This is a genomic window from Achromobacter sp. GbtcB20 (genome assembly GCF_019091095.1).
Classification (GTDB): domain Bacteria; phylum Pseudomonadota; class Gammaproteobacteria; order Burkholderiales; family Burkholderiaceae_B; genus Achromobacter; species Achromobacter mucicolens.
This window is the reverse complement of the sequence record NZ_JAGXJZ010000003.1, coordinates 140368-153571: the sequence shown is the minus strand read 5'-3', so window position 1 is coordinate 153571 and position 13204 is coordinate 140368. Positions and strand designations below refer to the sequence as shown.

The following is a 13204-nucleotide window of genomic DNA, read 5'->3' as shown; positions in this document are numbered from 1 at the left end:
GGGAGTGCCTGCTGTGCCGGGAGTGCTTGCTGTGCCGGGAGTGCCTGCTGCACCAAAAGTGCCTGCTGCACCGGGAGTGCCTGCTGTGCCGGGAGTGCTTGCTGTGCCGGGAGTGCCTGCTGCACCAAAAGTGCCTGCTGCACCGGGAGCGCCAGCAGCGCCGGGAGCGCCTGCTGTACCGGGAGTGCCTGCAGCACCAGAGGTGCCTGCTGCGCCGGAAGTGCCTGCTGCACCCGAAGTGCCTGCCACACCAGAAGTGCCTGCCACACCGGGAGTGCCTGCCGCACCGGGAGTGCCTGCCGCACCGGGAGTGCCTGCCGCACCGGGAGTGCCTGCTGCACCGGGCGCGCCTGCCGCGCCGGGAGTGCCTGCCGCACCGGGAGTGCCTGCCGCACCGGGAGTGCCTGCCGCACCGGGAGTGCCTGCCGCACCGGGAGCGCCTGCCGTACCAGGCGTGCCTGCTGCACCGGGAGCGCCTGCTGCACCGGGAGTGCCTGCTGCACCGGGAGCGCCTGCCGTACCAGGCGTGCCTGCTGCACCGGGAGCGCCTGCTGCACCGGGAGCGCCTGCTGCACCGGGAGCGCCTGCTGCACCGGAAGCGCCTGCCGCACCGGGCGTACCTGCTGCGCCCGACGTGCCAGCTGCGCCCGCCGTACCTGCCGCGCCAGTGCCAGCCGCACCAGCGCCGGCCGTGCCCGTACCCGCCGCGCCCGTGCCGGCCGCGCCCGATTGCTGCGCGACGGCCTTGGTCAGTTCGTCGACATTGCTTTGCAGCTGGGCGACTCGCCCTTGCGCGTCGGCCAAGGCCCGGTCGGCAGACGTCTTGGCGTCTGCCTGGGCTTCGGCCTGCGCGGCTGCGCTGTCCTGGGCCTGACCGGTCGACAGGCGCACGCGGTCCTGTGTCGGCGTGGCGGTTGACACACCCGTGTCGGCCGGCGGGGCGACCGTGCCCGATGCTGCGTCCTGACCCTTGACCACCGATGGGTTCGATCCCGCCGCCGCGCCCACGCGGCCGCGGTATTTGGCGTAGGCCTCGGCGTGCTCATTGAAGATGCGGCGGGCTTCGGCCGGATCGATGGCGCGCACCGTGGCGGCATCCGGGATCTTGAGTGTCTGGCCAGCCCGCACCAGATTCATGTTGTTCTGAATGAAGGCCTGCGGATTGGCGCGCCACAGCGCCACCAGCATCTGGTAGACCGAGGCGTTGGGCACCGCGTTGCGCTGGGCGATGGCAAAAAGATAGTCGCCCGACTTCACCGTGACCGAGCCCGAGGTGCCGCCCGCGCGGGCGGCCCCGCCCACGGCGGCGGGTGTGACGTCGGCGCCCGTGCCGCGCAGCGGCACCAGGATGCTGACCTGCACTTGGCGCTGGCCCGAACTGGAGTTGATGTCCAGCAGCAGATCCACCGCGCCGCCCGCAGGCGCCTGCGTGGACCGCACCCGCAAATTCTTGCGCGTCGGATCCATTCCGTCTTCGACGCGGACCACCATGCTGGCAAGCGGCACCGGCGGCTTGACGCCCGCGCGCTGCCACGCGGCTTCATCGGCGATGGAAACCTTGAGCGAACTGATCTCTTCGGGCGTCAATTCCTGCAGACCCACGGTGGCTTGCAGCGGCGCGCCCGGCACGGAAACGACGCGCGAATGCCCGACGCGCATGGCCAGCGCCGAACCGCACACGCTTGAACCGATCGCCAGCGCAATGGCCCACTGAAGGGCTTTCAAACGGCGGGCATGCTTCACTTGGCGCGAACGCTGGGTCATAAGCTGGAATTCCGTTCTTGTAATCGAATTACGGGCCTGGACCCATTCGCGCCATTTGCCGCGCAAAAAAGGGCCTCAATTCACCCGAAAAGTGTAATGGATCAAGCGCATTTCACAAACCTGAAAGGGGCGCGCACGTTGGCTGGCGGGCACGGGCGGCGCTTGTTGGCGTACGAGTCGCCCGCCGGGCTCGGCCGGGCTGCGCCACGATGGTGCATCTTCGCGGGCTGGACAATCCAGCAGCGCGCCAAAAAACAAGGGCACCCGAAGGTGCCCTGACTGCCTCTTGTGCGTGGCGGGCGGCCAGAAAAGCCGCCCGGCACGACATCAGGCTTCGTTCAGCGCGATGCGCAGCATGCGGCGCAGCGGCTCGGCCGCGCCCCACAGCAGTTGGTCGCCAACCGTGAAGGCGCCCAGGTACTGCGAGCCCATCGAGAGCTTGCGCAGGCGGCCCACCGGGATGTCCAGCGTGCCGGTGACGGCCACGGGGGTCAGCGCCGAAACGGTGGCTTCCTTGGTGTTGGGAACGACCTTGGCCCACTGCGTGCCCTGGGCGATGAGCGCTTCGATCTCGTCCAGCGGCACATCGCGCTTGAGCTTGATGGTCAGTGCCTGGCTGTGGCAGCGCATGGCGCCGATGCGCACGCACAGGCCATCGATCGGGGTGGCAGGCGTGCCGAAGGCTGCGCCGCGGCCCAGGATCTTGTTGGTTTCGACTTCGCCCTTCCACTCTTCCTTGGACATCCCGTTGCCCAGGTCCTTGTCGATCCAGGGAATCAGGTTGCCGCCCAGCGGCACGCCAAAGTGTTCGTGAGGCAGCGCGTCGTCCTTCTGCTTGGCCAGCACGCCGCGGTCGATTTCCAGGATGGCCGAGGCCGGGTCGTCAAGCAGGGACTTGACCGACTGGTTGATCTCGCCGAACTGGGTCAGCAGTTCACGCATGTGCTGCGCGCCGCCGCCCGACGCGGCCTGGTACGTCATGGAGGTCATCCATTCGACCAGGTCGTTGTTGAACAGGCCCGCCAGGCCCATCAGCATGCAGCTGACCGTGCAGTTGCCGCCGATGAAGTTGCGCACGCCGCGCTTCAGGGCCGCGTCGATCACCGGGCGGTTGACCGGGTCCAGCACGATGATGGCGTCGTCGGCCATGCGCAGGGTGCTGGCCGCGTCGATCCAGATGCCGTTCCAGCCCGCGCCGCGCAGCTTGGGATAGACCTCGGAGGTGTAGTCGCCGCCTTGCGCCGTCACGATGATCGGCAGTTTTTTCAGAGCGTCGATGTTGTAGGCGTCTTGCAGCGGGCCCGCGCCAGTCGCCCAAGTGGGGGCGGCGCCGCCAGCGTTGCTGGTGGAGAAAAACACCGGTTCGATCAGTGCGAAGTCGTTCTCGTCGCGCATGCGTTGCATGAGCACCGAGCCGACCATACCGCGCCAGCCGACAAGGCCTACTGCTTGATTCATTTCAATCGCTCTTTAAAGGGGGTGACAAGCTAAGGAGGGAAAAATCGTGCAATTCAACAATTTATCAGAATGCACGCAGGGATGTTGCGATGCAGCTAGAAAAAAACGGGGCCGCAAGCGCAAGGAGAGACTTTCGGCGCGCGCCGCCAACACGGCGTCTTGCTGTGGCAAAACAAGCGAGGCCGCCCGCGGGGCGGCCTCGCTATATATATTAAGAGACCGCGATCAGGACGCGGCCCCTTGCGTCATCAGGCAAGCGCCTTCAAGACCGCGTCGCCCATGCCGGCGGTCGTGACCTTCGTCGTGCCCGGCTCGAAGATGTCCGCGGTGCGCAGGCCGCTGGCCAGCACGCTGCGCACGGCCGCCTCGATGCGGTCCGCCTGCGGCGCGAGGTTCAGCGAGTAACGCAGCAGCATGGCGGCCGACAGGATCGTCGCCAGCGGATTGGCAATGCCCTGCCCCGCGATGTCGGGCGCCGAACCGTGGCTGGGCTCGTACAGGCCTTGGCCGCTGGCGTTCAGGGACGCCGAGGGCAGCATGCCGATGGAGCCGGTCAGCATCGCCGCTTCGTCTGACAGGATGTCGCCAAACAGGTTGCCGGTGACGATGACGTCAAACTGGCGCGGGTTGCGCACCAGTTGCATGGCCGCATTGTCGACATACATGTGCGACAGCTCGACGTCCGGGTACTCGCGCGCCACTTCGATGACGATGTCGCGCCAGAACTGCGAGGTCTCGAGCACGTTGGCCTTGTCCACGCTGCACAGCTTCTTGTTGCGCTTTTGCGCCGATTCGAAGCCGATGCGCGCGATGCGGCGCACTTCGGATTCCGCGTAGCGCATCGTGTCGTAGCCTTCACGTTCGCCAGTGAAGGCGCCGTCCGGCGACGAGCGCACGCCGCGCGGCGTGCCGAAATAGATGTCGCCGGTCAGTTCGCGGATGATCAGGATGTCCAGGCCCGACACGATCTCCGGCTTGAGCGACGAGGCGCTGGCCAGTTCGGGGTACAGGATGGCCGGACGCAAGTTGGCGAACAGGCCCAGCGCCTTGCGCAGGCCCAGGATCGCCTGTTCCGGACGGAACTCGCGCGGCAGGCTGTCGTACTTCCAGTCGCCGACCGCGCCGAACAGCACGGCGTGCGATTCCTTGGCCAGGTTCAGCGTGGCGGGCGGCAGCGGATGTTCGAACTGATCGAAGGCTGCGCCGCCGACCGGCGCCTGTTTGATGTCGAAGGGCACATCCAGCGCCTTCAGGACGCGCACGGCCTGTTCGACGATTTCCGGGCCGATGCCGTCACCCGGCAGGACTGCGATGTTGTGGGTCATTGAATAACGATCCTGTGTTCGATGGTTTGATCAGGCGATGGGGCGGCTTTCGAGCCACGGATGGCGGGCCAGGCGCTCGGCTTCGAAGGCGCGGATCTTGTCGGCGTGGCGCAGCGTCAGACCGATGTCGTCCAGGCCGTTCAGCAGGCAGTACTTGCGGAAGGGTTCGATGTCAAAGCCCATCGCGCGGCCGTCCGCGGCGATCACGACCTGGCGGTCCAGATCGATGTTCAGCTTGTAGCCCGGGAACGCCTTGACTTCGTCGAAAAGGCGCGCCACTTCCAGTTCGGACAGCACGATCGGCAAGAGGCCGTTCTTGAAGCTGTTGTTGAAGAAGATGTCGGCGTAGGACGGCGCGATGATGGCGCGGAAACCGAACTGCGTCAGCGCCCAGGGCGCGTGCTCGCGGCTGGAGCCGCAGCCGAAGTTCTTGCGGGCCAGCAGGACCGAGGCGCCCTGGTAGCGCGGCTGGTTCAGCACGAAGTCCGGATTGAGCGGGCGTTTGCTGTTGTCCATGCCCGGTTCGCCGTGGTCCAGGTAACGGAGCTCGTCGAACAGGTTGGGCCCGAAGCCCGTGCGCTGGATGGACTTGAGGAACTGCTTGGGGATGATGAGGTCCGTGTCGACGTTTTCGCGGTCGAGCGGCGCCACCAGGCCTTCATGAGTGGTAAATGCTTGCATGTTGTCTACTCGGTGCTTGACGCTTATCGGAACGTGCGAACGTCGACGAAATGGCCGGCGACGGCCGCGGCGGCGGCCATGGCCGGGCTGACCAGGTGCGTGCGGCCGCCCTGCCCTTGCCGGCCCTCGAAATTGCGGTTCGAGGTCGAGGCGCAACGTTCGCCGGGTTCGAGGCGGTCGGCGTTCATGGCCAGGCACATGGAACAGCCCGGTTCGCGCCATTCAAAGCCGGCTTCAATGAAGATCTTGTCCAGGCCTTCACGTTCGGCCTGCTGCTTGACCAGGCCGGAGCCCGGCACGACCATCGCCTGGCGCACATTGGAAGCCACGCGCTTACCGCGCGCCACCACAGCTGCGGCGCGCAGGTCTTCGATGCGCGAGTTCGTGCACGAACCGATGAACACGCGATCCACGCGGATATCGGTCAGCGGGGTGTTGGGCTTCAGGCCCATGTATTCCAGCGCGCGCTCCATGCCGCTGCGGCGCACGTCGTCTTTTTCGCGGTCGGGGTCCGGCACGCGCGAATCCACCGGCAACACCATTTCGGGCGACGTGCCCCAGGTGACTTGCGGCTTGATGTCGCGCGCATTGACTTCGACCACGGTGTCGAACTTGGCGCCTTCATCGGTGTGCAGGGTGCGCCAGTACTTGACGGCCTGGTCCCAGACGACGCCGGTGGGTGCAAAGGGACGGCCACGGAAGTATTCGATGGTCTTGTCGTCGACCGCAACCATGCCGGACCGGGCGCCCGCTTCGATCGCCATGTTGCAGACGGTCATGCGGCCTTCGACGGACAGCGAGCGAATCGTGCTGCCGGCAAATTCAATGGCGTGACCCGTGCCGCCGGCCGTGCCGATGATGCCGATGATGTGCAGCACCACGTCCTTGGCCGTACAGCCGAAGGGCAGTTCGCCATCGACCTTGATGAGCATGCTCTTGGCTTTCTTCATGAGCAGCGTCTGCGTGGCCAGCACGTGCTCGACTTCGGACGTGCCGATGCCGAAGGCCAGCGCGCCCAGCGCGCCGTGCGTGCTGGTGTGCGAGTCGCCACAGACCACGGTCATGCCCGGCAGGGTGGCGCCCTGCTCCGGTCCGATCACGTGGACGATGCCCTGGCGCAGATCGTTCATGCGGAATTCGGTGATGCCGTACTTGCCGCAGTTGGCATCCAGCGTGTCCACCTGCAGGCGCGAGATGGGATCGTCGATGCCCTGCGCGCGATTCATCGTGGGCACGTTGTGATCGGCCACCGCCAGGTTGGCGCCGGTGCGCCACGGCTTGCGGCCCGCCAGCGTCAGCCCCTCGAACGCCTGCGGGCTGGTGACCTCGTGCAGCAGGTGGCGGTCGATATAGAGCAGACAGGTGCCGTCTGATTCCTGGTGGACGATGTGGGCGTCCCAGAGTTTGTCGTAAAGAGTTTGGGCCATGGATGCGCTCTGCAAATAGACAATCCGGCTCGAGCCTGGCGCGAGGGGTAAAACGCTACCCTGCCGCGCCGGCTGCTGCGGCATGAAGGGAATTATGCCCAGCCACCAAACCTAGTACAAGCACACCTGATATACCAGTACTACCACTACCATGCTGACCGACTCGCCGGGGGCCCATCCCGCAGTTGTGTTGACTTGTTGCATAGCCAATTAATGCCCGGGAAAAATCACTATCGATACAAATTGGTAAACAAAATAGATACAGAACTCTCAAATAGATATAATCGTCCCACGCCCTGGAAGCGTTCACTTCGAAATAATGCGTAATAAACCGTATTAATAGAAGTAAACGATTTTAGATTGAGCGATGTTCGTGCAAATTCGAAGAAGTAGTTAGATGTTGCGCGAAATTCACCTAATGGACCGCCGGCAACAAACCTCAAGAATTAACAAATCTTGACTCGCCAAAGCTGACATTTACATACAACATGGCGGCCATTCAATCTCAACTTGACTCGCGAATAATCACTATGGCTTCGTTTTTGCTCAAAAGCACGACCTCGGTCCTTGCCCTTGCATTTGCCCCTGCCGTTTTTGCACAGTCCGCGACGCCCGCTGCCACCGCACCGGCCGGGCAGCCGCAAGTGACGTTGAATCAGATCGTTGAGCAGACCCTGCTCAGCAATCCCGAAATCCAGGCCAAGTACCACGACTTCCAGGCGTCCCTGGAAGGCCAGGCCGTCGCCCGCGCCGCCTACTTTCCGCAGATCAATGCGCAAGGCTATCTGGGCCGCGAATGGCGCAACAACGTGCCCGGCGTCGGCTCGCAGAGCTGGAACCGCCCCGGCTGGAGCGTCGAGCTGCGCCAGCTGATTTTTGACGGCTTTCGCACCACCAACGACGTCAAGCAGGCCGGTTTTGACAAGCTGGCCCGTTTCTATGACGTGCTGGCCACCAGCGACAACACCGCGTTCACCGCCGTGCAGGCCTACATCGACCTGCAGCGCTACCGCGACATGGAGCTTTTGGCCCGCCAGAACTATTCGCTGCACGAAAACACCCTCAAGCAGATCGGCGAGCGCACGGAATCCGGCGTGGGCCGTCGCGTCGACCTGGAGCAGGCCGGTGGCCGCCTGTCGCTGGCCCAGACCAACCTGATGACCGAAACGGCCAACCTGCTGGACGTGCAGCAGCGCTTTCAGCGCGTGACCGGCGCCCTGCCGCCCGAATCGATGCTGCCGGCTCCGGATATCGCCGACAAGCTGCCCAAGGCCCCGGGCAACTTCAATGACTCCCTGCGCCGCAATCCCAGCTTCCTGTCCAAGCAGGCCAGCCTGCAGGCCGCGCAGGCGGGCGTGCAGTCGTCCAAGGGCGCGTTCTCGCCCAAGTTCGAGTTCGTGGCAAACACCGGCCGCGACCAGAATGACCCGACCCCGCAAAGCCGAGACATCCAGAGCTCCAGCGTCCAGGTCGTGATGAGCTACAACCTGTACCGGGGCGGCGCCGACTCCGCCCGCGTGCGCCAGACCGCCAACCAGTCGTATGCCGCCCGCGACATCCGCGATTACACTTGCCGCAACGTGCAGCAGGACCTGGCCGTGGCCTGGAACAACATCACCAGCCTGAGCCAGAAGTTGCCCTTCCTGCGTGACCACGAAGTGGCCACGACCAAGGTGCGTGATGCGTACGCGCAACAGTTCCAGATTGGCCAGCGCTCTCTGCTGGACCTGCTGGACACGGAAAATGAACTGTTCGAATCGCGCCGTGCGCTGACCAATGCCATTTATGATCTGCGTCTTGCGCAGTATCGCTGGCTGGCGCTGTCCCACACCCTGCTGCCGGCGCTGGCGCTGCAACCCGCGCGCAACGAAATGCCCGAGGAAAACGGCAAGCTGGAAGTGTCGGACGAAGTGATCAAGCTGTGCAATTCGACCGTTCCGGACACCGCCCGCCTGGCTCCCGTTCGCGTGCACTACAACGAAGGCACCCTTCCCCCGACGCTGGTGCCGGTGAACTCGCCTGCCGCCCGACCCTGATCGGAGCAGGCCGCAAGGAGGCCCAATGGCCAACAAGGGCAGTGATTTCTCGCAGTTGGACGCGGACTTTGTCCGCGTCCTGGAAGACTTGATCGACGCGTTGATCGCCAACGGCACCTTGCGTATGACGGACCTGCCTATCCAGGCCCAGCAAAAGCTCACCCAGCGCAAGCAGCAGCGTGCGCGCCTCTCGGAACACCTTGACCTGTTGGATGACGAAAATGGACAAGTTATCTGATCTGGCTGCCCGGGAATGGCGCGCGGACGCCCGCTCCGCGCACGACGACCCGCTGCTCGATTGCCTGGTGGAAATCACCCGCCTGCACGGCGTCGCGGCGACCGCGCAAGCCCTGTCTGCGGGCCTGCCCCTGGAAGAACACCGCCTCACGCCCGCCCTGCTGCCTCGGGCGGCCGCGCGGGCGCAGCTTTCCGCGCGCGTGGTCAAGCGCTCGCTGGATCACATCTCGCCGGACCTGCTGCCCGCCATCCTGCTGCTCAAGGGCGAACGCGCCTGCCTGCTGCTGAAAAAGGACGGCGGCAAGTTCGTGGTCAGCCACCCCGAACTGGGCGGCAGCTCCATCGACATGGATCCGGCCGAACTGGCCGAGCAGTACAGCGGGCTGGTCTGCTTTGTCCGTCCGCAATTCCGGTTTGACGCCCGGTCCCCGGAAGTGGCCAAGGTGCGCGAGCGCCACTGGTTCTGGGCCGCCATCATGGAGAACCGCCGGCTGTACCGCGACGCCCTGGTCGCGGCGCTGCTGATCAACGTGTTCGCGATGGCGATGCCGCTGTTCACCATGAACGTATACGACCGCGTGGTGCCGAACAACGCCGTCGAAACGCTATGGGTGTTGGCCATCGGCATCACGCTGGTGGTGATCTTCAATATGATCCTGAGCACCGCGCGCTCGCATGTCGTGGACAGCGCCAGCAAGCGGGTCGACGTGCGCCTGTCCTCGCAGATCATGGAGCGCGTGCTGGACCTGCGCCTGGAAGGCCGCCCGGTGTCCGTCGGTTCGTTCGCGGCCAACCTGCGCTCGTTCGAATCCATCCGCGACTTCATCGCCTCGGCCACCATCACCACGCTGGTCGACCTGCCCTTCATCCTGCTGTTCCTGGGCGCCCTGGCCTGGATTTCGCCGTGGATGATCCTGCCGCCGCTGGTCGCCATCGTGCTGATCCTGCTGGTGTCGCTGGCGGCGCAGGCGCGCATGGAAGCGCTGACGATGGCCTCGTTCCAGGCCTCGTCGCAGCGCAACGCCACGCTTGTCGAAGCGCTGACCGGCCTGGAAGCCGTCAAGACGCTGAATGCCCAGGGCTCGATCCAGCGCAACTGGGAACGCGCCACGGAGTTCATCGCCCAGACGGGCGGCAAGCTCAAGCTGATTTCCTCGTCGACGGTCGGCTTCGTGCAAGCCGTCCAGCAGCTCGTCTCGATCGCCGTCGTGATCATCGGCGTATACCTGGCGCAGGAATCCGCGCTGTCGATGGGCGGCATCATTGCCGCGTCCATGATCGCCGGCCGCTGCCTGGCGCCGCTGGGCCAGGTCGCCGGCCTGCTGATGCAATACCAGAATGCCCGCACCTCGCTGGGCTCCATCGACAACTACATGAAGATGGCGATCGAGCGTCCGGCCGAGGCCGAATTCCTGCATCGCCCCGTGTTCCACGGCGGCCTGGAGTTCCGCGACGTGACCTTCACGTATCCCGGCAGCACGCAGCCGGTGCTCAAGAAGGTGTCGTTCAAGCTCAAGCCCGGCGAGAAGGTCGGCATCATCGGCCGCATCGGCTCGGGCAAGACGACGCTGGAGAAACTGGCGCTGGCCCTGTACCAGCCCACCGAAGGCGCCGTGTTGCTCGATGGCGTGGACGTCCGCCAGATCGACCCGGCCGACGTGCGCCGGGCCATCGGCCACGTCCCGCAGGATCCCCTGCTCTTTTACGGCAGCCTGAAGCACAACCTGGCGATGGGCGCGCCCTACGCCGACGACGCCAGCATCCTGGCGGCCGCCAACACGGCCGGCGTGACCGAATTCGCCAACCTGCATCCCAACGGTTTTGACATGATCATCGGCGAGCGCGGCGAATCGCTTTCCGGCGGCCAGCGCCAATCGGTGGCCGTGGCGCGCGCGCTGATCAACGATCCGCCCATCCTGCTGCTGGACGAACCCAGCAGCAACATGGACCACCAGAGCGAGGCCCAGCTGCGCAAGCGCCTGGGCGAAGCCAGCGCAACCAAGACGGTCCTGCTGGTGACGCACCGCACCGCGCTCCTGGAGCTGGTCGACCGGCTCATCGTGATCGACAACGGCCATATCGTGGCCGACGGCCCGAAGGAACAGGTTGTCGAAGCCCTGCGTCAAGGACGCGTTGGACGCGGAAGCTGAGAAGACCATGCTGAACAATCCTGGAGCCCCCAAGCACGGTTTCTTTGGCAACCTGCTGCGCGCGCCGCGCAACGTCTTCGTGTTCTTCTTCGACCGCCTGCTGGACGGCGCCGAGAAAGGCAAGCCCGCCCAGCGGTCCGACTACATCGGCAATGCCGAGTGGGTCATCCACGAGTCGCAGGCCCGCGGCTCGCGCATCCTGCTGTGGACGTCGCTGCTGGCCACGATGGGCCTGCTGGTCTGGGCAGGCTTTGGCAGCATCGATGAGGTGGTCCGCGGCGAAGGCAAGGTCGTCCCGTCCCGCCAGGTGCAGATCATCCAGAGCCTGGACGGCGGCATCGTCGAAGAGATCCTGGTGCGCCCCGGCCAGGAAGTCGAGGCCGGCGAGGTCCTGCTCAAGATCGACTCCACCCGTTTCAACTCGTCGCTGGGCGAGAACAACGCCGAGTACCTGTCGTTGCTGGCCAAGGCGGCCCGTCTGAAGGCGCTGGCCACGGGCGAACCCTTCGTCACGCCCGAGGAAGTGCTGAAACAGGCGCCCGGCCTGGGCGAAATGGAACGCAACGCCTGGCAGGCGCGCAACACCGAGCTGAACGCCACGGTCAACGTGGCCCGGGAACAACTCAAGCAGCGCCAGGAAGACCTGCGCGAAACCATCGCCAAGCGCGACCAGGCCTCGGCCAGCTGCGGCCTGACCTCGCGCGAGCTGCAGGTGACCCGGCCGCTCCTCAAGAGCGGCGCCGTGTCCGAGGTCGATCTGCTGCGCCTGCAGCGAGACGTCGCCCGCTATTGCGGCGAGCAGAAAGGCGCCGAGGCGCAGATCGACCGCTTCCAGGCGTCCATCAAGGAAGCCGAAAGCAAGATCCAGGAAGCCGAGCTGAACATCCGCAACCAGGCCCGCAGCGAGCTCTCGGAAACCAACACCAAGCTGGCGACCCTGCGCGAAGGCAAGGCGGCGCTGGTCGACCGGGTCAAGCTGGCCGAAGTGCGCGCCCCGGTGCGCGGCACCGTCAAGACCCTGTTCAACAACACGGTCGGCGGCGTGGTGCAGCCGGGCAAGGACATCATCGAAATCGTCCCCAAGGACGACACGCTGCTGCTCGAAGTGCGCATCCAGCCGCGCGACATCGGTTTCCTGCACGCGGACCAGAAGGCCGAGGTCAAGTTCACGGCCTACGACTTCGCGATCTACGGGGGCCTGGAAGGCCGCGTGGAACAGATCGGCGCGGACACCGTGACCGACGAGAAAGGCAACTCCTACTACGTCGTGCGCGTGCGCACGGACCGCAGCACGGTAGGCGACAAGCTGTTGCCCATCATCCCCGGGATGGTGGCAGAGGTTCATATCCTGACAGGCAAGCGCACGGTGCTCCAGTACCTGCTCAAGCCCATTCTGCGGGCGAAGGCCAACGCCTTCACCGAACGTTAATGGAGAGCTTCAAGGCCTTATGAAACCCATTCCCGTCCTGTTGATTACGCACGACGACCTGCTTTGGCAGCACTGGCGCGCGCTTGACCCGGCGCGCTGGATGGCTGCCCGCGGGCGAGGCCTGGCGGATCTGCAACGCTGGCGAGAACAAGGCCGCACGCTGGCGGTGCTGGACGCCGACGTGCCCAAGCTGCCCGCCTGGCACGATCCATTCTGGACCCCGTCGCTGGCCGGCCTGCACGTCGTGGTCGCCAGCGCCAGCCCCAACGATGAACAAGGCACGCAGGCGCTGGGCGCCGGCGCGCACGGTTACTGCCACAGCTATGCGCCGCCCGCCGCGATGGCCCAGGCCCTCGAAGTCGTCGCCTCCGGCGGCATCTGGATGGGGCGCTCGCTGGTGTCGCGCCTGCTCAAGCTCGTCACCGAGCGTGCGCAGGACGCGCACGCGTGGGACGGCGGCCGTCTCACCGAGCGCGAAATCACCGTCGCGCGCTACGCCGCCAGCGGCCAGTCCAACGCCCAGATCGCCGAAGCGCTGGGCATCACCGAACGCACGGTCAAGGCGCACCTGTCGGCCGTTTTCGACAAGCTGGGCGTCACCGATCGCCTCCAGCTCGCCCTGCTGGTCCACGGCATTTCCGCACCCGCCGACGCGCGCAGCAAAATCACCGCGTAAACCTGTCCTCAAGGACAATAC

Annotated in this window: 10 protein-coding genes; 5 read left to right on the top strand and 5 right to left on the bottom strand. The window is 65.4% G+C overall.

Translation table 11 applies throughout. The features are described from left to right. The 5 genes from KVT32_RS05885 to leuC all read right to left on the bottom strand — a co-directional run. The coding region (locus tag KVT32_RS05885) for a FimV family protein (protein WP_217617819.1) at positions 1-1764 on the bottom strand (1764 nt) is incomplete at its 3' end. A 327-nt stretch (positions 1765-2091) separates the two neighbouring features. Continuing rightward, on the bottom strand, positions 2092-3222 hold the full coding sequence (gene asd / locus KVT32_RS05880) for an aspartate-semialdehyde dehydrogenase (RefSeq protein WP_152383948.1): 1131 nt from the start codon (positions 3220-3222) through the stop codon (positions 2092-2094). Between the two features lie 248 nt (positions 3223-3470). Further along, entirely contained in the window at positions 3471-4547 is a 1077-nt protein-coding gene (gene leuB / locus KVT32_RS05875) for a 3-isopropylmalate dehydrogenase (RefSeq protein WP_056315814.1), read from the bottom strand. Between the two features lie 30 nt (positions 4548-4577). After that, positions 4578-5228 carry a 3-isopropylmalate dehydratase small subunit gene (gene leuD, locus KVT32_RS05870; RefSeq protein WP_056315812.1) on the bottom strand — a complete coding sequence of 217 codons (651 nt, stop codon included), beginning with the start codon at positions 5226-5228 and terminating at the stop codon, positions 4578-4580. 23 nt (positions 5229-5251) lie between these two features. Then, entirely contained in the window at positions 5252-6655 is a 1404-nt protein-coding gene (leuC, locus tag KVT32_RS05865; RefSeq protein WP_056315809.1) for a 3-isopropylmalate dehydratase large subunit, read from the bottom strand. Between the two features lie 530 nt (positions 6656-7185). On the opposite strand from leuC, the gene KVT32_RS05860 reads away from it, so the two are divergent. Genes KVT32_RS05860 through KVT32_RS05840 form a run of 5 tightly spaced genes read left to right on the top strand, consistent with a single transcriptional unit; the run spans position 7186 to position 13183 of the window. Continuing rightward, positions 7186-8691, top strand: coding sequence for a TolC family outer membrane protein (locus KVT32_RS05860; protein ID WP_152383946.1), 1506 nt, complete (start codon positions 7186-7188; stop codon positions 8689-8691). Between the two features lie 25 nt (positions 8692-8716). Continuing rightward, a complete protein-coding gene (locus KVT32_RS05855) occupies positions 8717-8929 on the top strand; it encodes a hypothetical protein (RefSeq protein ID WP_217617818.1) in 213 nt (70 codons plus the stop codon). After that, positions 8913-11078, top strand: a complete 2166-nt coding sequence (locus tag KVT32_RS05850; RefSeq protein WP_056315798.1) for a type I secretion system permease/ATPase — start codon at positions 8913-8915, stop codon at positions 11076-11078. The genes KVT32_RS05855 and KVT32_RS05850 overlap by 17 nt, the downstream gene beginning before the upstream one ends. 7 nt (positions 11079-11085) lie before the next feature. Next, positions 11086-12507 (top strand): HlyD family type I secretion periplasmic adaptor subunit, encoded by a 1422-nt coding sequence (locus tag KVT32_RS05845; protein WP_056318595.1) that lies wholly within the window; start codon positions 11086-11088, stop codon positions 12505-12507. A 19-nt stretch (positions 12508-12526) separates the two neighbouring features. Then, positions 12527-13183 (top strand): response regulator transcription factor, encoded by a 657-nt coding sequence (locus KVT32_RS05840; RefSeq protein ID WP_152383945.1) that lies wholly within the window; start codon positions 12527-12529, stop codon positions 13181-13183. Positions 13184-13204 lie beyond the last annotated feature (21 nt).

Excerpts from the sequence above, each read along its gene's own strand:
- asd (WP_152383948.1), bottom strand. The coding sequence starts at position 3,222 with ATGAATCAAGCAGTAGGCCTTGTCGGCTGGCGCGGTATGGTCGGCTCG.
- leuB (WP_056315814.1), bottom strand. The coding sequence starts at position 4,547 with ATGACCCACAACATCGCAGTCCTGCCGGGTGACGGCATCGGCCCGGAA.
- leuD (WP_056315812.1), bottom strand. The coding sequence starts at position 5,228 with ATGCAAGCATTTACCACTCATGAAGGCCTGGTGGCGCCGCTCGACCGC.
- leuC (WP_056315809.1), bottom strand. The coding sequence starts at position 6,655 with ATGGCCCAAACTCTTTACGACAAACTCTGGGACGCCCACATCGTCCAC.
- KVT32_RS05860 (WP_152383946.1), top strand. The coding sequence starts at position 7,186 with ATGGCTTCGTTTTTGCTCAAAAGCACGACCTCGGTCCTTGCCCTTGCA.
- KVT32_RS05855 (WP_217617818.1), top strand. The coding sequence starts at position 8,717 with ATGGCCAACAAGGGCAGTGATTTCTCGCAGTTGGACGCGGACTTTGTC.
- KVT32_RS05850 (WP_056315798.1), top strand. The coding sequence starts at position 8,913 with ATGGACAAGTTATCTGATCTGGCTGCCCGGGAATGGCGCGCGGACGCC.
- KVT32_RS05845 (WP_056318595.1), top strand. The coding sequence starts at position 11,086 with ATGCTGAACAATCCTGGAGCCCCCAAGCACGGTTTCTTTGGCAACCTG.
- KVT32_RS05840 (WP_152383945.1), top strand. The coding sequence starts at position 12,527 with ATGAAACCCATTCCCGTCCTGTTGATTACGCACGACGACCTGCTTTGG.